The organism is Bacteroides sp. ZJ-18 (assembly GCF_011038705.2).
Lineage (GTDB): Bacteria > Bacteroidota > Bacteroidia > Bacteroidales > Bacteroidaceae > Bacteroides > Bacteroides hominis.
Genome location: NZ_CP072198.1, coordinates 4,077,536 through 4,097,818 on the forward strand (window position 1 = coordinate 4,077,536; position 20,283 = coordinate 4,097,818).

Annotated in this window: 20 protein-coding genes; 6 read left to right on the forward strand and 14 right to left on the reverse strand. The window is 37.8% G+C overall.

What is annotated here, in order from left to right; translation table 11 throughout:
• The 6 genes from G7Y45_RS16550 to G7Y45_RS16575 form a co-directional block, all read right to left on the reverse strand.
• The gene (locus G7Y45_RS16550) at positions 1–1,014 is read right to left on the reverse strand and encodes a hypothetical protein (RefSeq protein ID WP_165015776.1); all 1,014 of its coding nucleotides are present in this window, start codon (positions 1,012–1,014) and stop codon (positions 1–3) included.
• Entirely contained in the window at positions 1,004–1,996 is a 993-nt protein-coding gene (locus G7Y45_RS16555) for a BF3164 family lipoprotein (RefSeq protein ID WP_165015773.1), read from the reverse strand. The genes G7Y45_RS16550 and G7Y45_RS16555 overlap by 11 nt, the downstream gene beginning before the upstream one ends.
• A gap of 27 nt (positions 1,997–2,023) precedes the next feature.
• Positions 2,024–3,154, reverse strand: coding sequence for a 6-bladed beta-propeller (locus G7Y45_RS16560; RefSeq protein ID WP_233501987.1), 1,131 nt, complete (start codon positions 3,152–3,154; stop codon positions 2,024–2,026).
• Positions 3,155–3,223: 69 nt separating this feature from the next.
• A complete protein-coding gene (locus G7Y45_RS16565) occupies positions 3,224–3,460 on the reverse strand; it encodes an NVEALA domain-containing protein (protein WP_032542529.1) in 237 nt (78 codons plus the stop codon).
• Positions 3,461–3,693: 233 nt separating this feature from the next.
• Positions 3,694–4,755 carry a TolB-like 6-bladed beta-propeller domain-containing protein gene (locus G7Y45_RS16570; protein ID WP_101603327.1) on the reverse strand — a complete coding sequence of 354 codons (1,062 nt, stop codon included), beginning with the start codon at positions 4,753–4,755 and terminating at the stop codon, positions 3,694–3,696.
• Between the two features lie 8 nt (positions 4,756–4,763).
• The gene (locus G7Y45_RS16575) at positions 4,764–4,973 is read right to left on the reverse strand and encodes an NVEALA domain-containing protein (RefSeq protein ID WP_005780273.1); all 210 of its coding nucleotides are present in this window, start codon (positions 4,971–4,973) and stop codon (positions 4,764–4,766) included.
• A 229-nt stretch (positions 4,974–5,202) separates the two neighbouring features.
• On the opposite strand from G7Y45_RS16575, the gene G7Y45_RS16580 reads away from it, so the two are divergent.
• The gene (locus G7Y45_RS16580; protein WP_165015770.1) at positions 5,203–6,300 is read left to right on the forward strand and encodes a helix-turn-helix domain-containing protein; all 1,098 of its coding nucleotides are present in this window, start codon (positions 5,203–5,205) and stop codon (positions 6,298–6,300) included.
• A gap of 290 nt (positions 6,301–6,590) precedes the next feature.
• Here G7Y45_RS16580 and G7Y45_RS16585 read toward each other — a convergent pair whose 3' ends face one another.
• The 4 genes from G7Y45_RS16585 to G7Y45_RS16600 all read right to left on the reverse strand — a co-directional run bounded on the left by G7Y45_RS16585 (position 6,591) and on the right by G7Y45_RS16600 (position 10,487).
• Positions 6,591–7,385 carry a hypothetical protein gene (locus tag G7Y45_RS16585; protein WP_165015767.1) on the reverse strand — a complete coding sequence of 265 codons (795 nt, stop codon included), beginning with the start codon at positions 7,383–7,385 and terminating at the stop codon, positions 6,591–6,593.
• Between the two features lie 8 nt (positions 7,386–7,393).
• Positions 7,394–7,786 (reverse strand): DUF3244 domain-containing protein, encoded by a 393-nt coding sequence (locus G7Y45_RS16590; protein WP_165015764.1) that lies wholly within the window; start codon positions 7,784–7,786, stop codon positions 7,394–7,396.
• Between the two features lie 166 nt (positions 7,787–7,952).
• Positions 7,953–9,716, reverse strand: a complete 1,764-nt coding sequence (locus G7Y45_RS16595; RefSeq protein WP_165015761.1) for a tetratricopeptide repeat protein — start codon at positions 9,714–9,716, stop codon at positions 7,953–7,955.
• Between the two features lie 42 nt (positions 9,717–9,758).
• Positions 9,759–10,487: a DUF4369 domain-containing protein gene (locus G7Y45_RS16600; RefSeq protein WP_005807430.1), complete on the reverse strand. Its 729-nt coding sequence runs from the start codon at positions 10,485–10,487 to the stop codon at positions 9,759–9,761.
• Positions 10,488–10,726: 239 nt separating this feature from the next.
• Between G7Y45_RS16600 and G7Y45_RS16605 the strand changes: the two genes are divergently transcribed.
• From G7Y45_RS16605 to G7Y45_RS16615, 3 genes are read left to right on the forward strand one after another with little or no spacing between them, the layout of a single operon-like run.
• Positions 10,727–11,965 (forward strand): anaerobic sulfatase-maturation protein, encoded by a 1,239-nt coding sequence (locus G7Y45_RS16605; protein WP_122296209.1) that lies wholly within the window; start codon positions 10,727–10,729, stop codon positions 11,963–11,965.
• Positions 11,966–12,006: 41 nt separating this feature from the next.
• Complete coding sequence (locus tag G7Y45_RS16610) at positions 12,007–14,172, forward strand: S46 family peptidase (RefSeq protein ID WP_165015758.1); 2,166 nt, start codon at positions 12,007–12,009, stop codon at positions 14,170–14,172.
• Positions 14,173–14,174: 2 nt separating this feature from the next.
• Positions 14,175–16,337 (forward strand): S46 family peptidase, encoded by a 2,163-nt coding sequence (locus G7Y45_RS16615; RefSeq protein ID WP_165015948.1) that lies wholly within the window; start codon positions 14,175–14,177, stop codon positions 16,335–16,337.
• Between the two features lie 106 nt (positions 16,338–16,443).
• Here G7Y45_RS16615 and G7Y45_RS16620 read toward each other — a convergent pair whose 3' ends face one another.
• The 3 genes from G7Y45_RS16620 to G7Y45_RS16630 are packed head-to-tail and all read right to left on the reverse strand — an operon-like array spanning position 16,444 to position 18,550.
• A complete protein-coding gene (locus tag G7Y45_RS16620; protein WP_005780291.1) occupies positions 16,444–16,626 on the reverse strand; it encodes a type II toxin-antitoxin system HicB family antitoxin in 183 nt (60 codons plus the stop codon).
• A complete protein-coding gene (locus G7Y45_RS16625) occupies positions 16,623–17,747 on the reverse strand; it encodes a glycosyltransferase family protein (RefSeq protein ID WP_005780293.1) in 1,125 nt (374 codons plus the stop codon). The genes G7Y45_RS16620 and G7Y45_RS16625 overlap by 4 nt, the downstream gene beginning before the upstream one ends.
• Positions 17,744–18,550, reverse strand: coding sequence for a UDP-2,3-diacylglucosamine diphosphatase (locus G7Y45_RS16630; protein ID WP_005780295.1), 807 nt, complete (start codon positions 18,548–18,550; stop codon positions 17,744–17,746). The genes G7Y45_RS16625 and G7Y45_RS16630 overlap by 4 nt, the downstream gene beginning before the upstream one ends.
• 174 nt (positions 18,551–18,724) lie before the next feature.
• On the opposite strand from G7Y45_RS16630, the gene trxA reads away from it, so the two are divergent.
• Entirely contained in the window at positions 18,725–19,036 is a 312-nt protein-coding gene (gene trxA / locus G7Y45_RS16635) for a thioredoxin (protein WP_005807441.1), read from the forward strand.
• Positions 19,033–19,500 carry a co-chaperone YbbN gene (locus G7Y45_RS16640; protein WP_005780298.1) on the forward strand — a complete coding sequence of 156 codons (468 nt, stop codon included), beginning with the start codon at positions 19,033–19,035 and terminating at the stop codon, positions 19,498–19,500. Before trxA ends, G7Y45_RS16640 begins: the two co-directional genes overlap by 4 nt.
• A gap of 66 nt (positions 19,501–19,566) precedes the next feature.
• Here G7Y45_RS16640 and G7Y45_RS16645 read toward each other — a convergent pair whose 3' ends face one another.
• A complete protein-coding gene (locus G7Y45_RS16645) occupies positions 19,567–20,202 on the reverse strand; it encodes a SagB/ThcOx family dehydrogenase (protein WP_122141812.1) in 636 nt (211 codons plus the stop codon).
• Positions 20,203–20,283: the final 81 nt, after the last annotated feature.

Below are 20,283 nucleotides of genomic sequence, written 5' to 3' on the forward strand. Positions count from 1 at the left end.
CTAATTTATATCCAAATCGAGAAAATAAAAGGACCGCTCATGATTTGAATTAATACCACAAAAAAGATTTCGGCCGGAATCGATAAAAAAGAAAAATATCTTTTCATCCAAACGATAACGCGCTATTGGCCTGCCTTCCCAATCTACTATAACCAAACTGGATTTCTCACCTTCCGGACATAGCAAATAAATGTATTTATCGGTAACAAAACAGTCTCTAATAAACGTCGTCCAACGATTAGGGTCTGCATCCACAACATATTTATTAGGTGCATAATCAAGACATACATCGTGCAATAACCGAGCACCCGAATCATAAATCCGAAAACGACGGGTCCTCACATAGTTAACTAAAATGCGACTTCCATCCGGTTTTGGCCATACACCGTGCGCATAAGCAAACTTAAAGTCAAATATCGTTTTAAATCTTACCCCAGTACGTTCAGGATAATACCCTTTAGGATATAAAACATTGCTTTCAGCATCAAGCATGTAGAACTCATTTAAATTAGTATCATTATAAGAAGGATCTGTATATGCATAAGCTATATATATTTTATCATTCAATTTCTTAATGTTAGATAATCGAATTTTATTACTATCATACAGAAAATGAGTTGTCGCTTTCTGTAACAAATCCTTATCAGTTAAATGATATACACGTAACGAATCATCTTTTACTAAATAAAAGCCTTCGTTGCATTTAGCTAATATCTGTTTATATTCTGACAAGCTGCCTGTATAGCTCAAAAATCTCATTTCCGGATAAGCAAACACGGCATAAATAGAATCTGAAGTCGACGTACGAACCAATACCCGCTTATCACCATCCCACACCATACACCGTGCATTTACCTGTATAGGATCCATCTCTACTTCAGAAAGCATAACAGTAGTATCTTTCAAAAGGAAAGACGAACAATAAGTAACAGGTACATCAACCTCCGCGGGTTTACATGAGACAAAAAGTACACAAGCTATCCCAATGCCCCCAAGCCAATTTCTATAAATCATATTTCGCCAACACAAAATCAGGATTAACTCCTATCGCATACAGGGCATTGCTTCGTCCGTCGGCAGCAATACGCATTACAGGCATGCCCAAATCTACTATTTTCAGTAATTTGCCATTATAATCATATACAAAAACCGTACGGGGACATTTACTTGCATTACGTCCAACAGTCCTTTCATCCAACGGATCAACTTCCCGGTCGCGCTCCAGAGTAACAATATACTCTTTAGTCATACATATGTCTCTCACTCCCATCACACTACGATCAAACCTAATTGCCCCATCAACAACAGAATAGTTTTCTTTTTCAGGCATACGCTCCCATAATAACTTAAAATTGTCTCCTTCCTTTTTATATAAGGCCAAATAAGAAAAATTAAAAGGACCAAAAGCAAGCAGTCCACGATCTTTATCGTAGGTTTTATAAGTACCCATATGCTGTTTCACTTCACGAACCGGATAGACTCCAAATGTAGATTCTTTCCCATTTGAACTCACTTTGAAATAATCGTTCTCGCCATTTTCTGTTTCAATCAGATACAGTTGTTTGTCCAGTTTAGCCATTCGTATATTCCGGTCAAAATCTGATAAAGACATAAAAGGTTCTTTTCCGGCAATTAAACTGTCAATAGATAAATAGCCTCTGGTTTTCCCGTTAGCATCATGAGCGGCAATACAGCGATTAATGGAAAAGCGATTGATCAAAGGACTTACAAATTCCTGCGGACCCTCTCCCTTCTGTCCCATAGAACCGATATATTTTCCATCGGAAGAACGATGTACATGCAGAAACTTGTTATCAGAGAAAGGATCAGACCATACTAAATAATCATCTATTAGCAATAAATCACCAGGCATAGTCGTCAAAAGACTATCATTCATTACCTGGGGTTGTAAACTCATCTTATCAGGTACATCTGTGGATGTACAGGAAGTAAACACTGTTAAAACAGAAATAATATAAAAAGCAATCTTGTACATAACTATAATAAATAGATAAAAAACTTCTTATATCTCACCTCTTATTTTATTCAAACATAAGACAAATGCCCCTTGATCTATCTTGTTTTTTAACTCAAAGTTCAATTCATCTGATTGAGAATAGCTCGAATATATATCTTTATTAAAATAAGATACCAAAAAATTAGATCCTATAGAAGTAATCGGAAGATTAATATTCTTACAAGAAAAATCAGCTAACCTATTTAAAGCCATTTCATCTCGTTTCTGATCATAAATGAAAGTATACAATTCCCCTTTCTTATTAAGAACCCCCATTATCATACTATCAATCATAACCGGTGGGCAAGCTATGTAGCAATAATCTTTATCCGAATCCAGTAGAGCATTGATATCTTTCAAATCCTCCGCAACAATATTATAATCGCCAAAATCAAAGTGAAGAATCTGCTTATTTTCACCTTTGCTTCCCAATATATATATATTATTATTTATGACACGATTGTAAATTACATCATCACCAACAGGAATCATTGGAGAGAAAAATTCATAATTGCTATCTATATTTTTATCATATTCCAATGCCGTGGCAAGAAGAGCAAACTCATTATCAGTATACGCTATTTGCTTGCCTAATGTCATATCATCCTGATTATATGGAGCCAATCCAAATAGAAATCCATCTTTAGTTGCCTGAAATTGTTCTGCCTTAAATGATATCGGATAATCTCTCAAAAAATTTGATTCTTTACCATATACAAGTATTTTGTTACTCGCACTATCATAAATATAAATGCTCCCATCTTTTTTTACACAAAAATCCGATAAAGAAGCAAACTCTCCGGGGCCCCCACCTAAATTTCCTATTTTTCCTAATATATTTCCCTGCATATCATACATAAGCAATCGCTTCAGATAAGTATCAGCAATATAAATAGTATCATTTAAAATGATTATTTTATCTAACTGTCCTAAAACAAGATCGTTTTCAACATCTTCTGCTAATGCTATTAACAAAGTTGTATCTACCACATTTAATCTCTTGAAATTTTCAAAAGAAACTTCACTGAAATCAACACGAATGTTACTAATTAACGCTGACTTGTTTTTAAGTTTTTGATCACAAGCTGTTAATACTAAAGTTATAATCAAAAATAAATAAAAGATTCTATTCTTCATACATCTATATAAAAAGTAGTAAAAGCATATCATAAATCTCTTTATCAGTATTTATGATATGCCATACATTTAATAAGCACAATCTACCTGATTCTCATTTTTACAATATTTTTTTCCTAAGAAAGGATTTCTTGTTGGACCATGATTATGAGTACCAGGTTCACCACCTCCTGTAGCCAATGCTTCAACATTAGCTAAAGCCAAATCCGACAAAGTGGCTTCCGCACTCTGGCCCTGATAAATATTGTAACCTGTAAACAGTGCAACAACAGCGACTATCGGTATCGCAAATATTTTTTTTTGCATTTTTCCAAATTAATATAAATTAAAGACTAAACATTTTCTGTCTCCTTTCTCGGAAGAGCTAACTCCCTCCAGCAGAAAATCTAAATGCTTCATTAATATTTTTCATCAGTTTTTTTTTATTATGCTTGTGCCTGTTAAACCTCCTTTTCTAAAGGTTGTCAGGAGCGGAGAAATAGCTTCCCTATCGACAAGTCGGCTTCACCCGCTCCTTTTCGAACCTGTTACACTTGACCTTAACTAAAGCGGAACTCCACAATGGGCTGGTCATTATTAACATCTGTCGCTGTAATAGTCTTATTTTTTTCATCTACATGGAAACCTGTGATATAACGATCTAAGGTGTATTTACACAAAGGTTCACCCTCAAGATTAAATACATAAATATACTGTCCACCGTCTGTAGCTCTTCCTTCCTTCTGGTGTTGCGCCATGATCTCTTTAAATGTGCGTCCATGAAAAATAGCATAAATAGCATCATCTGTAACCTGTACATCCGAGAATCCCATGATCCCGTCAGGAATTGCATAGCCACCTGCCAACTTAAATTCCGGCTCCCCTTTTGGACCTTGACAGACTTTATGAGAACCATTTTGAAGATTATAAATTTCAAGAACCTCTCCTAATTGAGTAGCAGCAATCAACACACCATTGTGAGGATTGTAGTCGATAAAACTACGCCAAGCTTGTGCCAAAGCCGGACGAGCTTCCTTCAAGGCTTCTTCATTGGAAGAAGGAATTGTTCCACTTTTCTTCAAGAACTTTCCCTGCCGGTTCACCCAGCAAAAACGACTATCTCCCGAATAGTCGGGAATTAGAAAAGTAGTATCATTGAATGCAACAAAATCGAGAGCACGCAGAATGCTGTCTTTATCGAAAGAGATCGCTTCTGCACGCAGAAGCGAATCTCTATCCGAAACAAACTCAAACCTAGTTAACTCGCCTTTGTTGGCATCTAAAGTCCAATACGAACCATCTATACATTTCACTGTTTCTACTGAAAGCATCTCTTCCGGTGAGTCTCCCCGCCTGCCAAACGAAGACAGATAGTGGAAATCAGGGTAATGAAAAAGATGACAATACACATCACTACCATGTAAATCCAAGACGACCGCCTGATCACCGGATACATGAATCCGAAACGGATAACGCATATAAACAGAATCAAGCTGAATGACCTTGGAGTGTAGTGTCTCTTCCTTAGGGAAAGAAGCATACAGCACTCGATCTTTTGGCAAATCCGAAGTGCACCCGGTAAATATTACCAAAAGAACGAGAAATGTCAGATAGTATTTCATAATTCTTATTACCGATAATATAATACTTTGGATCCGTCATTGGGACAAACCACTGAACCATATCCAAAACATATAGCAGGTGAAGTCCCTTCACCTGTCGCCAATGCCTCTATGTTCATCATTACTAATGATGAAGGATTTTCTCTCTTTTCTCTTATAAACATAGAGACTATAACTACTGTAATAACGGCCAATACTGCCAAAATCTTTATTTTCATTTTACCAATAAATTAATAAATATCAGCAAAGATAAGCGAGCAGACAAAAGCATGCAAACATTCTACGTCAACACTTTTATTGATAACGTCATTTTATTTGATGACGTCTAAATATCAATATATTAAGTTCTAATAAAGTAGTAATTGATTTTATCACTAATTCAACAAATAAGGCGGTAAATTAAAACTTTTAAAGTAACTTTGCAGCACCAACACAAGATATGGCAATATGAATAAAAGAATATTTTTAATAATCGGAGTCATTATACTATTTATTATGATTGCTATGGGTGCTTCAACCTATACAATTATCCACTCCCTTATTCAAAAAGAAAAAGAAACATTCAAGCCACAAGTCGAAAATATTTTAAAAGAAGCAGTAATTAACAGCATAGCTCAAAAGTGCAAGGATTTACCTTTGAATGGACTTAGTAATTCACCTAAGAAAATAGGAACATACGAAACTCGTACTTTTTGTTCAAAAGATACGCTATTTACTTATCAACATAAAATTCAAGATATCGATACCGAAATATTCTTCGCCCGCCAATTAGGGTTACTTATGATGGACCGTTTACAAAGCTATGATATAGAAGATCTAATAATTAAGCACTTAAATAAAAACGATATACAGGGATATGTCAATACCGGAATCATTGTTTCCAAACATCTACAGAGAGAAATATGGAGTCAGCCCCCAAGTAGTATCCCTCATAATTCAGAAAAGATTATCTACCATTTGGAGGATGAAATTATTAGCGTAGATTACATTATGTATATCGACTATAATTTCTCAACTTTGTGGAAGCGAATGCCTAAAACCAATATCTACATCAATTTAATAGTGGAACTGATTCTCATCTACATCATCATTCTGTTTATACGGTATCATAGGAAGTATCGAAAAAAGACATCAGTACCAGCAGCCGATACAGCAGAGCCTGCACCTCATATCATCGAAACCATACCAGTCGGCAGTAGTGTAGAAACAGAAAAGCAAACTAATTCTACCATAAAAGAAGAGTTATCATTAAAGGATCAATTTGTTTTTGAAAAAGATTTTGTCTTATTCAACAACCATCCGATCAAAATGCCTAATCAGCAACAAAAAATATTAACTTTTTTCTTAAACAGTCCAAATTACAGAATAAATAAAAGTGATTTAAAGAAAGAATTCTGGCCTCAAAATGCTGATCCAACCAATAATATGACAAGTGCCATCAACAAATTAAAAAGAATTTTGGAAGAAATAGGCAGCAAATATACGATCATAACAGATAAAAAGAACGAAGAATGTTATATATTGGTAGATGACAAAACCACATAAAAACAGGAAGTTAACATTGTAACTTTACGAAGTTAACATCGTAATTGCAAGAAATTAACTTCGTAATTGCAAGAAGTTAACTTCATAAAATTACGATGTTAACTTTTTGTAGACTATCTTATTAATTTCTTCCTCTTCATAAGAACCCTAAAAGCATACAGAATAAAAAAATGTGCGAGATACATCACGCACCCCGCACATAGCAACCATTTAAGTATTAAACAATTAAACTAAAAACATATGATAGTACTATATAAAAAAACAAGTCCCAATCCAGTGTTACATCAATGTTAACACCGAGATGAAACTACTCTTAGAATTTTCTCACACATATACTCATTCTCCTGTAGGAGTTTATTAGAGCAACTTTTCAACTCAGACTGCTCCATTTCAAATGCCTTATTTATCGCAATAGATAAATCATATAATGGAAAATACCCTCTATCACTCTGAACAGGTTTTGCAGTAAAACCGGCAACATATTGACTCATAAACGTAGCATCAGTAACTAAACCATTCCAACCATAAGAATCAACAATAATCACAGGCTTATGATTTAAAACAGCTTGAGCAGCGAAAAGTCCATCACTTATGATTAAATCAGCCTTCGAAGCATGCTCCATCACTTCGGAGGTCTGGCATAGCTGCGCTTGGAAAGTTTGTACAACCCGAGTGAAATCACGTAATTTCAAATCGACTACAGACGTAGTACTCCACGTGGAATATCCTTTCAACAGAGCTAAGACCCTCAATATAGAATGAAACTCATTAACCCAAATCAAAATAGATTTCTTTTCATTATCATCCACATTATTCGTCCATCTGTCATGAGAGGGCAACAAACAAGTATCACCCATTAATTCATTGATTGACAACAAATTGTTTTGCAAATTCATTTCTTTAACACGAACATACTCTTCATCTTTAAAAGTGATAATCAAAGGATAATTTACCCACTCTTGTTCACTTACTTCCGATGTATAGTTCACGTCATACCCCGCACCTTTCAATAAGGAAACCAAGGCTTCCTGATTACCTAATTGCGTATACGTTCTGTCGCATGTTGATAATAAAATTCTCTTCATTATAACAACTATTCTACAATAAACTGTCCATATACATACCCACCAGCTGCATTGGTAAATTCAAGCACATAAGTTCCCGGAGTTAAATCAGCAATAGAGAACGAAGTAACCTGACTGGCAGCTGTTACATCCATAGAAGACGAATAAACTTCTTTTTTAGCATCAGTAATTTCTTTCACTGCAATATCTACATTACCTATAGCTTCTATAAACTCAATAGATAAAATAGTACCATCAATATCTGCAGAAATAGGAATGGATGGCTTTAAGGAACGAGTTCCATTATCAATCAATTCACCATCAAGAACAATAGGTCTACGGAGGACTTGAGTTGACATAGCACATATGGATTGCCCAATGAGCAATACCATAATTAACGATAAAATAACACGCAATTTCATATTCTATATTGTTTTGGTTTCGTCAAATGTAGTGCATTTGAATAAGATAACAAAAAAAATTACCCGGACAAATACAGGAAGGGTTAATACAAGATAATATACTATATATAAACAATTTAAGTAATCGAACATAGATATATACCCGGACAATTCAAATCTGCCAAAACTAATATTTTCGCAAAAAATCATCCAAATCATCGGATGTAGATAAGTTTAATCGTTTTTTTAAACGTCCTTTAGCTTTTGTCACCGACTCAGAAGTTGTTAGAAAAGCGAGCCCCAAAACATCATGCGTAATGCCAAATCTCAGCAAGCAACAAATTTCAAGATCGTGCTTAGTCAAATTAGGAAATTCCTTCTTAATACGCATGATGAAATCATTGTGTAAAGCATTGGAAAGATGAAACAACTTATCCCAATCACCATCCAAAAGTTGTTTTTTATCAGGATTATTATCCATATCCTCCTTCTTTCTCAACATAAGCAGTATACGAAGTCCTTGCATGTAGATAGCATAAAGATCATTATCGTCACTATCTGGTATGTTCCCTTTCTTTTCAACTAAATGAATAGATAATGTCTTATTCTGGTCCTCAAGCACAGACACTTTTCCTTGCAATTCTCCTATCTGATTTCGATAATCTTTTAATGTTTCTTTTTGTAAATTTCTATAATTGAGTATTTGCTCTTGATACATCTCTATCTCAGTAGCATTCTGACGAATCCTTTGGCTGATATCTCTGATTAACTTCTGGTTAATTCGATATTTATAATAAATATATATAATGACTAATATAGCAATAAAGCCTACAAATGAACCTGTCAAAAGAATATTCTTTTTCTCAATACTGGCTTGCAAACTTTCTTTTTGCCATTTTTCACTATCATATTTACTCCGCAAATCAGCTATGGTATTTCGAATATCAATATCTTGAGTTATTGATTGTAAAGAGTCAGCTATATCTTTATAACCAATAGCTACTCCAAAGTTATTTAATTCTTTCTCTAAATCATATAAACATTCACAAGCATCTCTCTTTACAATAATATTTGGACTTTTAAGACATAAAGCTAAATACATTTTAGCCTCTTTTAGCCGATTCATATAAAGATATAAGTTTCCCAAAGCTAAATAACCTGAATACAGGTTGTCTTTATTAATTTCCCTTTCTATAAAAGATAAAAAACAATTCTCAGCGCCCAAATAATCATTTGCAGACCGATGTATTACTCCGACTTCTAACAATATCGAGGATGCAGACGGATATTTTTTAATATCAGCTATATGCAAAGCTTTATCAAAATAGTGATATGCACTATCCAATTGTTCTTTATATAGAAATACCCTACCGATATTCCTATAAGCAAAACTAATCCCTAAAGAATCTGGTATTTGAGAATAAAATTGTAAAGAAGCTCTGAAGTCATTTAATGCAGCATCAAAAAGCTTTTGTTTTCTATTTAAGTTTCCTATTCCCTCAGACATCAATCCTAACAATTTATATTCATGGCTATTTCCTAATACATCTTTCGCCTTCAAATAAAATTTCATAGCGTCTTCCACTTTATCAAGACTTTCCATCACTCTTCCATAATAATAGAAAGCTTTTCCTTTGGATACAATATCTTCAGTATAAGATCCATAATAACCAACCGCAAATTTAATGAGGGAATCCGAAGTAAATTTCATGTAATTCTTGTCCATAGCCTGAGTCATTAGCAGGCTATAATCTGCTTGAGCTTTGCCATGAAGGCTTTCAGGAGTTGGGATGTGCTTTAAAATAGTCATAGCACTATCCGGATCAGATTCCATTATTCTCTCAGCTTGAGACAATGATAATACAACTGTATCCGGTGTCGAATGACATGATACAACCAAAAGACCAAATAAAACAACAAAAAGATAACTAAATCGTAAGTGCGTGTTCATTTTCATTAAGTTTTTCGCAAAAATACGGAAAAAACTTAAAGTTTAACGATTTAAAGTTGCATTTTGTTCCATGCGCTGATGCTCTTCAATCAGCTCCATGTTTGATTTCGCTTTTGTAATAAAATCTTTTACTAATTTATTATTTTTAAAAGAATAAGGAGCATCTTTCATGATGTCCTCAATTTGGGGAGTCATAACCGGATAAGGCAAAGTACTGCAAAGCATCATAAATACACTTGGACCTAAAACCGTTTCGTAATTATCGGAAATAAATTTTTTGATAAAACCATTCATATCCTGCATCAACGAATCACCTTCGTGAGTCAGTTGTTCATGAATATCTGCCAAGTCAGCACCATCCATCACCATGCGTGCCTCTTTACGTTGCAACTCTTCTATCTGGATATCTAATGAGTTCTTTTTATCAATAAAAGCATAAAGTGCATTGTTCAAGGAGGTGCCTTTCGCAACCAATTCAGTATTTGTAATTGAAACTTGAATATTACCTTTTTCAATTACCAAAGGCATGATACTCTCGTCGCCAATATAAAGTGTAGCCATCACTACCGAATCCACTTTGCCTTTCATCGAAAACAATCCATGTATCACTTCTGCAGAATCAATATTAAGCCACTCACCGTTCTGAAGCACTTTAATAAAAAGCATCTTACCATCCAGGCTGGTTACAGAAGAGGCGCCTTCAATCTTATACTTACGGCTACAAGAAGTGAAAACAAAAAGCAAAAGTAAAAAAGGCAATACTTTATTCATAGGATACACAACTTTTTCGGTGACAAAGGTACAACGGATTCGTAAGCAAATGAAACATTTTATCAATATTTAAAACTTGTAAGACTCTTTTCTTTAATAATCCTTATAAACATCTATATAAGGACGGATTTTTCATTTACTTTATCTAAATTTGCACTTTCGGAGTTGACAAATAGTCAATGAGTTATTGAATTAGTCAGCCCGTTAACCCGTAAAATTGTAATCGTATAATATAGAAAATGTCTACTACCTACGCACCCTTTGCCAAGCCGCTATACGTAATGCTCAAGCCCGTAGGGGCTGTATGCAACCTTGCATGTGATTATTGTTATTATCTGGAAAAGTCCAGACTTTATCAAGAAAATCCCAAACATGTGATGAGTGATGAATTACTCGAAAAGTTCATCGAACAATACATCAATTCGCAAACTATGCCGCAGGTACTCTTCACCTGGCACGGAGGAGAGACATTGATGCGTCCACTCTCTTTCTATAAGAAAGCGATGGAACTGCAAAAGAAATATGCTCGCGGAAGAAGCATAGACAACTGTATACAGACCAACGGTACCATGCTAACCGACGAGTGGTGCGATTTTTTTCGTGAGAACAATTGGTTGGTAGGAGTTTCGATAGATGGGCCTCAGGAATTTCACGACGAATACCGAAAGAACAAACTTGGAAAGCCATCGTTTGTGAAAGTCATGAATGGTATCAATCTTTTAAAAAAGCATGGAGTAGAATGGAATGCCATGGCGGTAGTGAATGATTTTAATGCAGACTATCCGCTCGACTTTTATCATTTTTTCAAGGAGTTAGATTGCCATTATATTCAGTTTGCCCCAATAGTGGAACGAATTTTCCCCCATAAAGACGGACGCCATCTGGCATCCCTGACACAACGGGAAGATGGAAAAATAGCTGAATTCTCCGTTACTCCTGAACAATGGGGAAACTTTCTCTGTACACTTTTCGACGAGTGGGTGAAAGAAGATGTAGGTAACTATTATATCCAACTTTTCGACTCTACTCTTGCCAACTGGGTAGGAGAACAACCGGGTGTCTGTTCTATGGCAAAAACTTGCGGACATGCCGGTGTAATGGAATTCAATGGTGATGTATATTCATGTGACCATTTTGTGTTTCCGGAATTCAAATTGGGAAACATTTACAATCAGACTCTGGTAGAAATGATGTACAGCGAACGCCAGACGTCTTTCGGACAAATGAAACAGAATTCACTGCCCACCCAATGCAAGGAATGCGAATTTCTGTTTGCCTGCAATGGCGAATGCCCTAAGAATCGTTTCAGCCGCACAGCAAGCGGCGAACCGGGGCTCAACTACCTGTGCAAAGGATATCATCAGTTCTTCAAACATGTGGCTCCTTACATGGACTTTATGAAAAATGAACTAATGAACCAACGTCCGCCCGCTAATGTGATGGATGCTATCAAAGGAAACAAATTGATCATAGATTAAAATAGAAAAGCAACAAATCATACTAATTTTTTAATAAACTAATGAACAGACTCAAACTTTACTTACTGGCGCTGACTGCGTTGGTCGTTTGTTCCGCAAAGGCGGACGAGGGTATGTGGTTACTGCAACTGATGCAGGAACAACACTCTATCGATATGATGAAAAAACAGGGACTGAAACTTGAAGCCCAAGACCTGTATAATCCGAACGGAGTTTCACTGAAAGATGCTGTAGGTATCTTCGGTGGGGGATGTACCGGAGAAATCATTTCACCGGAAGGATTGATATTAACTAACCATCACTGCGGATACGCTTCTATCCAACAACATAGTTCTGTTGAACACGATTATCTGACAGACGGCTTTTGGGCAACCTCAAGAGACAAAGAACTGCCTACACCGGGGTTAAAGTTTACATTTATCGAACGTATAGAAGACATCACTAATATCGTAAATGCCAAAATCGCCGCAAAAGAAATCACCGAGACAGAATCATTCAGCAGTGCTTTTCTCAATAAACTGGCCAAGGAATTGTTCGAAAAGAGTGATCTGAAAGGAAAAAAAGGAATCGTTCCGCAAGCATTGCCTTTCTATGCCGGAAACAAATTCTACATGTTTTATAAGAAAGTATATCCGGATGTACGCATGGTTGCCGCCCCGCCTTCATCAATCGGCAAATTCGGCGGAGAAACCGACAACTGGATGTGGCCACGCCATACCGGTGACTTCTCAATGTTCAGAATCTACGCCGATGCCAACGGAGAACCGGCAGAATACAATGCTTCCAATGTACCCTTGAAAACTAAAAAGCACCTGAGCATTTCTATCAAAGGGCTGAAAGAGGGAGATTATGCAATGATTATGGGATTCCCGGGAAGTACCAGCCGTTACCTCACTGTATCGGAAGTGAAAGAGCGTATGGAAGCAAGCAATGCTCCCCGTATCCGCATCCGCGGCACCCGTCAGGACGTACTGAAAGAAGCCATGAATGCCAGCGACAAAGTACGTATTCAATATGCCAACAAATATGCAGGTTCCAGCAATTATTGGAAAAATTCTATCGGTATGAACAAAGCCATTATCGATAATAATGTTTTAGGCACGAAAGCAGACCAGGAAGCAAAATTTGCACAATTCGCCAAAGAAAAAAATAACACTGACTATATACAGGTTGTATCTAAGATCAATGAAGCCGTATCAAAAACCTCTCCGATCAAATATCAGCAGACCTGCCTGACCGAAACATTCTTCGGCGGTATTGAATTTGGCAGTCCTTATCTGGTGATGGATAAACTGAAAGAAGCGTTAGAGCAGAAAAACGACTCTAATATTCAGGCTAACATCACGGTATTAAAAGAGGTGTTTGACAACATCCATAATAAAGATTACGACCACGAAGTGGATCGTAAAGTAGCCAAAGCTTTGCTACCACTTTATGCAGAGATGGTTCCTGCCGGACAGCGTCCCGCTATCTACGAGGTGATTGAAAAAGAATATAAAGGAGACTACAATGCATACGTGGATGCAATGTATGATACTTCAATTTTAGCAAATCAGTCTAATTTTGATAAGTTTATCAAAAAGCCAACTGTAAAGGCAATCGAAAAAGATATAGCCACACAATACTCACGTGCTAAATTTGATAAATATACCGACCTGGCTGCACAGATGGGCAAACTGCCGGAAGAACTGGCTTTATTACATAAAACATATATCCGTGGACTGGGTGAAATGAAATTGCCTACACCATCTTATCCCGATGCAAATTTCACAATCCGACTGACTTACGGAAATGTGAAGCCATATAGCCCCAAAGACGGTGTATATTATAAATATTACACAACAACCGATGGAATCCTTGAAAAAGAGAACCCGGAAGACCGTGAGTTCGTGGTCCCGGCCAAACTGAAAGAGCTGATTGAGAAAAAGGACTTCGGACGCTACGCATTACCGAATGGTGAAATGCCTGTTTGCTTCCTATCTACTAACGATATTACCGGTGGTAACTCCGGAAGTCCGGTACTGAATGAAAATGGAGAACTGATTGGTTGTGCGTTTGATGGTAACTGGGAATCACTGAGTGGCGACATCAATTTCGATAACAACCTGCAACGCTGTATCAATCTGGATATTCGCTATGTACTATTTATTCTTGAAAAACTGGGAGGATGCGGACATTTGATTAACGAAATGACGATTGTTGAATAATGATGAAAAAGCAATTATTATCTACTACGTTCGCACTGATGGCACTGACCATCAGTGCCGACGAAGGAATGTGGATGCTTACTGACCTGAAAGCGCAAAATGAAGCTGCTATGATGGACCTTGGATTACAAATCCCCATTGAAGAGGTTTACAATCCGGACGGAATAGCTTTAAAAGATGCTGTTGTGCATTTTGGAGGCGGATGTACCGGTGAAATTATCTCAGCAGAAGGATTGGTACTGACCAACCACCATTGCGGATATGGGGCGATCCAGCAACACAGCAGTGTAGATCATGACTATCTGACAGACGGATTCTGGGCAATGAGCCGAAACGAAGAGTTACCATGCAAAGGACTGACAGTAACCTTTATCGACCGTATTCTCGACGTAACGGACTATGTAAATGAACAGCTCAAAAAAGATGATGATCCTAACGGAGTCAATTATTTGTCTCCCAAATATCTGGCAACGGTTGCCGACCGTTTCGCAAAGGCGGAAAAAATCCAAATCACACCGGCAACACGCCTGGAACTGAAACCGTTTTATGGCGGTAACAAGTACTATCTGTTTGTAAAGACCGTCTACAGTGACATCCGCATGGTAGGTGCTCCTCCCTCCTCTATTGGCAAATTCGGAGCTGACACAGATAACTGGATGTGGCCGCGTCACACAGGAGACTTCTCTTTATTCCGCATTTACGCAGACCCAAGTGGCCAGCCGGCAGAATATTCTAAAGACAACGTGCCCCTACAAGTAAAAAAACACCTGACAATTAGTTTGGCAGGAGTAAAAGAGGGTGACTTCACCTTCGTTATGGGATTTCCCGGACGTAACTGGCGCTACATGATTGCCGACGAAGTAAAAGAACGGATGCAAACCACCAACTTCATGCGCCATCATGTACGCGAAGCAAGACAAGTTGTACTGATGGAACAAATGCTGAAAGATCCCGCGGTGCGCATACATTACGCAAGCAAATATGCCTCTTCAGCTAATTACTGGAAAAATGCCATTGGCATGAACGAAGGGCTTGTTCGCCTGAAAGTGTTGGATACCAAAGAAAAGCAACAAGAACAGTTATTGGCAATGGGACGTGAGAAGAAAGATGATTCTTACCAGAAGGCCTTCGACGAAATACGTTCGATTGTAGCTCACCGCCATGATGCGATGTATCATCAACAAGCTATTAACGAAGCATTGGTAACTGCACTTGATTTTATGAAAATCCCTTCAACCGACGGATTGAAAAAAGCGCTTGAAAGTAAAAATGCTTCAAAAATTAAAGAAGAAACCGATAAACTGAAAATTGCAGCAGATAAATATTTTGCATCTGTCCCTTTCCCGGAAGTAGAACAAATCGTAGGCAAAAAAATGCTCGAAACCTATGCCGGATATATTCCGGAAGATCAACAGATCGGTATTTTCAAAGTAATAAACAGCCGTTTCAAAGGAGATAAGAATGCCTTTATCGATGCTTGCTTCAAGTATTCAATCTTCGGGTCGAAAGAAAACTTCGACAAGTTTATCGCTCGTCCTACCCTGAACAAACTCGATAAGGACTGGATGGTTCTCTTCAAATACTCCATCACAGACGGATTGCTGCAAACAGCTCTCGCAATGAAAGATGCCAATAAAAACTATGATGCCGCCCACAAAGTATGGGTAAAAGGTATGATGGACATGCGCCAAGCCGCCGGCACACCTATCTATCCGGATGCAAACTCGACTCTCAGATTGACTTATGGTCAGATATTGCCGTACGAACCTGCTGACGGAACAGTATACAACTACTATACGACTCTGAAAGGTGTGATGCAGAAAGAAGATCCTGGCAATTGGGAGTTTGTAGTACCCACCAAACTGAAACAACTATATCAGGCGAAAGACTTCGGACACTACGCTATGAAAAACGGAGAAATGCCAGTATGTTTCATTGTCAATACAGACAACACAGGAGGAAACTCCGGAAGTCCGGTATTCAATGGAAAAGGTCAACTGATTGGTACCGGATTCGACCGTAATTATGAAGGTTTGACAGGAGATATTGCTTTCCGTCCTTCTTCACAACGTGCAGCAGTGGTTGACATCCGCTATACTCTATTTATTATTGATAAATATGCAGGTGCTTCACATATCATCAAAGAACTCGATATTGTGGAATAATATAAAAAGAGAGTGCACTTCACTTAAAGTGTACTCTCTTTCTTTAAAATATCAATGGAAGTATTTCTCAATAAAATTCTTCACTCCCACTGATTACCTGATAGCTTCAGACAAAATCTTCTACCAAATACATCTCTTCAACCATATCTTCCATGGTTTGTTCCAGATTTATTACCGCTTCTTCAGGTGAATCACCATACGCATTACACTGCATACTTACAGTAAGCCAGGCATAATAACCTCCATCGGATGTACGTTCAAGCACATAATCAGTTTTATTCAATTTCATATCGGAAAATAATTAGTTAATGTAGGTACAGTAATGACCGACTGCTGGTCGATAAGTCGTTCGAGTTCTCCTATAATCTGCCGCTCACTACTACGGGCCCAACGAATAAACTCTTTGTTGGGAACATACGTCCCGGCAAAACGTAGCAACGACTCCAAATCAAAAGATTCGCCAATAATTCCGGCACCGGACCGGTAAGCATCATAGGCATTGCAATCCTGTTCGATATGGGCAGGTACCATTAGTACAGGTTTTCCCAAATACATTGCCTCACAAATAGATTCAAAACCGGCCGTACTGGCATATGCTCTGCAACCGGCCATTCGGTTGAGGAATTTCACATCATCAATCTGGTGGAAACTTAGGGTAGCATCTACCTTGATTACCTCGTCAACATCCTGTTTATCCCAGAAAAAATGCATAGGTACTTCAGGATGTAAGACATGAAAGGCTTCTACACTATCTGCAAAACCGGAATTAACCATATATCCGTGAATATAATTGCCTTGTTCCGGTTGGATGGCAGTCACTTCCCTACGAAGCAGAGGAGGAACGACGGTTATACCTTCTGCTCGGTCCGGATTCATCTTATGGAAAGAAAGCGCTAACCGCCTATTGGCACGCAGACTCGTCAAACGTGTAAAAAAGCGAAGTATGGAAAGTTGGATCATAGATTTCCGTGGAAACTCAAAGTTTTTATGCAAGAACAGATATTGATGCCCGACGCAGACATAAGGAACAGAGGGACGGAAGAGTGCGTAGGTAAGTCCGGTCAGAAGTTCGTAGAAGTTGATCACGACTTCCGCCCCTGTTTCCTTAATACGCTGATCGATATAACACATGCTGCGAAAGTATTCCGGTGTACGTATCAGGTTATAAACAAAACTCTTTTTCAGATTAGCCCGCTTATTTTCAGTGGTAGGCAAAAAATTCGGACTAGTGAAGCGCTTTACGGGTGCCTGAATACTTCGGTTAAAGAAACCGGGTAAAGTACGTGATGAACTTTTCCCGACAAGTACTTCCACTACTTCGTGTCCATTACGCAACAACATATCTTCCAGAGTAATGGCTTGGGTAAAATGTCCCCTCCCCTCTCCTTGAACGATAAACAAAAATTTCATGATGCTTTAGTTATTGGTGTAGTTTTTTTCTCTTTGTTATTATTTTCTTTCAATAGTTCACTATCAAAATAACGGATAGTCCAGTTTCCTTCTTCATCTTCTGTCAAAGCCGAAAGTGTTTCTACCCAGTCACCCGAATTAAGATAATGAATACCATCACAATAAGTATTGGCAGGGTGATGAATATGCCCGCATATCACCCCATCACACCTTTTAACTTTTGCCAGTCCTACAAGCTCTTTTTCAAAATCAGAAATATAAGAAACAGCGGTCTTCACTTTATTCTTGATAGATTGAGAAAGAGAATAATAAGGCTTACCCTGCTTCATTCTGCGGGCGTTATAAACTTTATTCAACCACAACAGAAAAGTATATCCAGTGTCCCCCAGTTTCGCCAACCACTTCATTTGGGTGGTCACTGTATCGAAAATATCTCCATGGGTCACATAATAACGTTTGCCATGACTCTCATAGATGCAGTCTTTCACAATTTGGACATTATAAAAGTTCAAAGGTGCCAGATTATCCAGAAAGTCATCATGATTGCCACGAACATAAATCACCTGTGTTCCGAAATTCTCCATCATTTTCATAATCACTTTAAAGAAGTCCGTATGTTTAGCTTTCCATTTGCCCAAACCGCTTTTCTGTAAATGCCATCCGTCGATGATATCACCATTCAGGATCAGGCGGTCACAATTAATCGATTTCAAAAAGTGAGTAACCTCTTCTGTTTTGGAATGCTGTGTTCCCAGATGAATATCCGAAAGAACTACTGTGGGATAATACGTGCGTAAATGCATAACTTTTTGTTTTTTCGTTACGCAAAGATCCTGTTTCCAGATTACAGGAGGATGAATGCAAGGTTACTATATGATGAACAAAATCGGGGTTTCTCTGTTATTATAATAAAACAAATAGCTATATTTGCCCTGTCTAAACGAGGGCTTATATTTATCAAAAGAAAGGAAAAAATTATGGAAAAATTCGAAGATTTGATACAGTCACAAAGTCCCGTTTTAGTAGATTTTTTTGCAGAATGGTGTGGACCTTGCAAAGCAATGAAACCGATTCTTGAAGATTTGAAACAACAGATAGGAGAAAAAGCCCGCATTGTAAAAATAGATGTGGATACCCATGAGGACTTGGCGGTAAAATACAGAATCCAGGCAGTGCCTACTTTCATCCTTTTCAAAACGGGAGAAGCAGTCTGGAGACATTCCGGTATGATCCAAGGTAGCGAACTGAAAGGAGTTATTGAACAATACACAATAAAAGACAAAGAATGAAGAAAGTATTATCATTAGTAGCTTTGGCCATGATCAGCACCATTATGTTTGCTGTAAACGATGGAGCCAAGACAAATCAAAACAAAAAGGAAGCAAAAAGCGGTGAAGTCATTGTGATGAATAAAGAGATGTTTATCAACGATGTGTTTGATTACCAAAACTCAAAAGAGTGGAAATACAAAGGTGATAAACCTGCTATCATCGACTTATATGCCGATTGGTGTGGTCCTTGCCGCATGACAGCCCCTATCATGAAATCGCTCGCTAAAGAGTATGACGGGAAGATCGTGATATATAAAGTGAATGTAGATAAAGAAAAAGAATTGGCTGCCCTGTTCAATGCAACAAGCATTCCTCTTTTTGTATTTATTCCCATGGAAGGCGAACCTCAATTGTTCCGTGGAGCAGCAGATAAAGCCACTTATAAAAAAGCAATAGACGAATTTTTGCTGAAACAGAAATAAAGTTTTAATAAAAAACATGATAAAAGGGTATGGTGTCGTCTTTGGCAAACCATACCCTTTTATCAATTACTTAAAGTATCCAACCGGATGATTCATCATCGGAATCTGACCATCTTTCAATTTCAAAGCACTTCTGAGCCGGGTTGTATCCATTGTTGCGCGTGGAACCGTAGCCAGTCGCGCTGCGGAACAAAATAATGAAATATTCTGAGAAACAATCCCTGCATCCATAGCTCCTGTCATTTGAGTGCGATTATTTTTCACATCTCCCAATTTTGATAAATCACTGACCAGTACCAATGATAGCGGAGCACTATTGACAAAAGCCTGTCCCCCTGCAACTGCCGAACGATAATCGCCCTCAGAAATCAAGTTAAGCTTATGTCCTTTAGCATCATACAAATAAGTACCTTGCGGAAGGACTACGTAGATATCGACATCTTGACGATTCATGGCCGACGGAGCAGTGCGCTTGCCCTCTGCCGGACGACTAATTCCATTGGCGGCCCACAACAGGTCGGATAAATCGGTGTTGCTCAGAGCTTGGGAAGCATATTCACGGACAGAATGGCGCTCGGATAACGCTTTCATTAACTGTCCGCTACGATTTATATTGGGCTTGGGCAGCTGAATCACCTGATCGGCAGCATAAATTGTCATTGACAAAAGAAGAAAACACACTAAAGACTGTAGTTTTTTCATAATCCTTTTTCTTTTAAGTGAAATACAAATATAAAAAAATCATCAGTTAACGGCCCCATTTCAAAAGAAAGTTTAACAAAA

Coding starts and splice junctions, on each gene's coding strand:
- G7Y45_RS16550 (WP_165015776.1), bottom strand. CDS start 1,014: ATGATTTATAGAAATTGGCTTGGGGGCATTGGGATAGCTTGTGTACTT.
- G7Y45_RS16555 (WP_165015773.1), bottom strand. CDS start 1,996: ATGTACAAGATTGCTTTTTATATTATTTCTGTTTTAACAGTGTTTACT.
- G7Y45_RS16560 (WP_233501987.1), bottom strand. CDS start 3,154: ATGAAGAATAGAATCTTTTATTTATTTTTGATTATAACTTTAGTATTA.
- G7Y45_RS16565 (WP_032542529.1), bottom strand. CDS start 3,460: ATGCAAAAAAAAATATTTGCGATACCGATAGTCGCTGTTGTTGCACTG.
- G7Y45_RS16570 (WP_101603327.1), bottom strand. CDS start 4,755: ATGAAATACTATCTGACATTTCTCGTTCTTTTGGTAATATTTACCGGG.
- G7Y45_RS16575 (WP_005780273.1), bottom strand. CDS start 4,973: ATGAAAATAAAGATTTTGGCAGTATTGGCCGTTATTACAGTAGTTATA.
- G7Y45_RS16580 (WP_165015770.1), top strand. CDS start 5,203: ATGAATAAAAGAATATTTTTAATAATCGGAGTCATTATACTATTTATT.
- G7Y45_RS16585 (WP_165015767.1), bottom strand. CDS start 7,385: ATGAAGAGAATTTTATTATCAACATGCGACAGAACGTATACGCAATTA.
- G7Y45_RS16590 (WP_165015764.1), bottom strand. CDS start 7,786: ATGAAATTGCGTGTTATTTTATCGTTAATTATGGTATTGCTCATTGGG.
- G7Y45_RS16595 (WP_165015761.1), bottom strand. CDS start 9,716: ATGAACACGCACTTACGATTTAGTTATCTTTTTGTTGTTTTATTTGGT.
- G7Y45_RS16600 (WP_005807430.1), bottom strand. CDS start 10,487: ATGAATAAAGTATTGCCTTTTTTACTTTTGCTTTTTGTTTTCACTTCT.
- G7Y45_RS16605 (WP_122296209.1), top strand. CDS start 10,727: ATGTCTACTACCTACGCACCCTTTGCCAAGCCGCTATACGTAATGCTC.
- G7Y45_RS16610 (WP_165015758.1), top strand. CDS start 12,007: ATGAACAGACTCAAACTTTACTTACTGGCGCTGACTGCGTTGGTCGTT.
- G7Y45_RS16615 (WP_165015948.1), top strand. CDS start 14,175: ATGAAAAAGCAATTATTATCTACTACGTTCGCACTGATGGCACTGACC.
- G7Y45_RS16620 (WP_005780291.1), bottom strand. CDS start 16,626: ATGAAATTGAATAAAACTGATTATGTGCTTGAACGTACATCCGATGGA.
- G7Y45_RS16625 (WP_005780293.1), bottom strand. CDS start 17,747: ATGAAATTTTTGTTTATCGTTCAAGGAGAGGGGAGGGGACATTTTACC.
- G7Y45_RS16630 (WP_005780295.1), bottom strand. CDS start 18,550: ATGCATTTACGCACGTATTATCCCACAGTAGTTCTTTCGGATATTCAT.
- trxA (WP_005807441.1), top strand. CDS start 18,725: ATGGAAAAATTCGAAGATTTGATACAGTCACAAAGTCCCGTTTTAGTA.
- G7Y45_RS16640 (WP_005780298.1), top strand. CDS start 19,033: ATGAAGAAAGTATTATCATTAGTAGCTTTGGCCATGATCAGCACCATT.
- G7Y45_RS16645 (WP_122141812.1), bottom strand. CDS start 20,202: ATGAAAAAACTACAGTCTTTAGTGTGTTTTCTTCTTTTGTCAATGACA.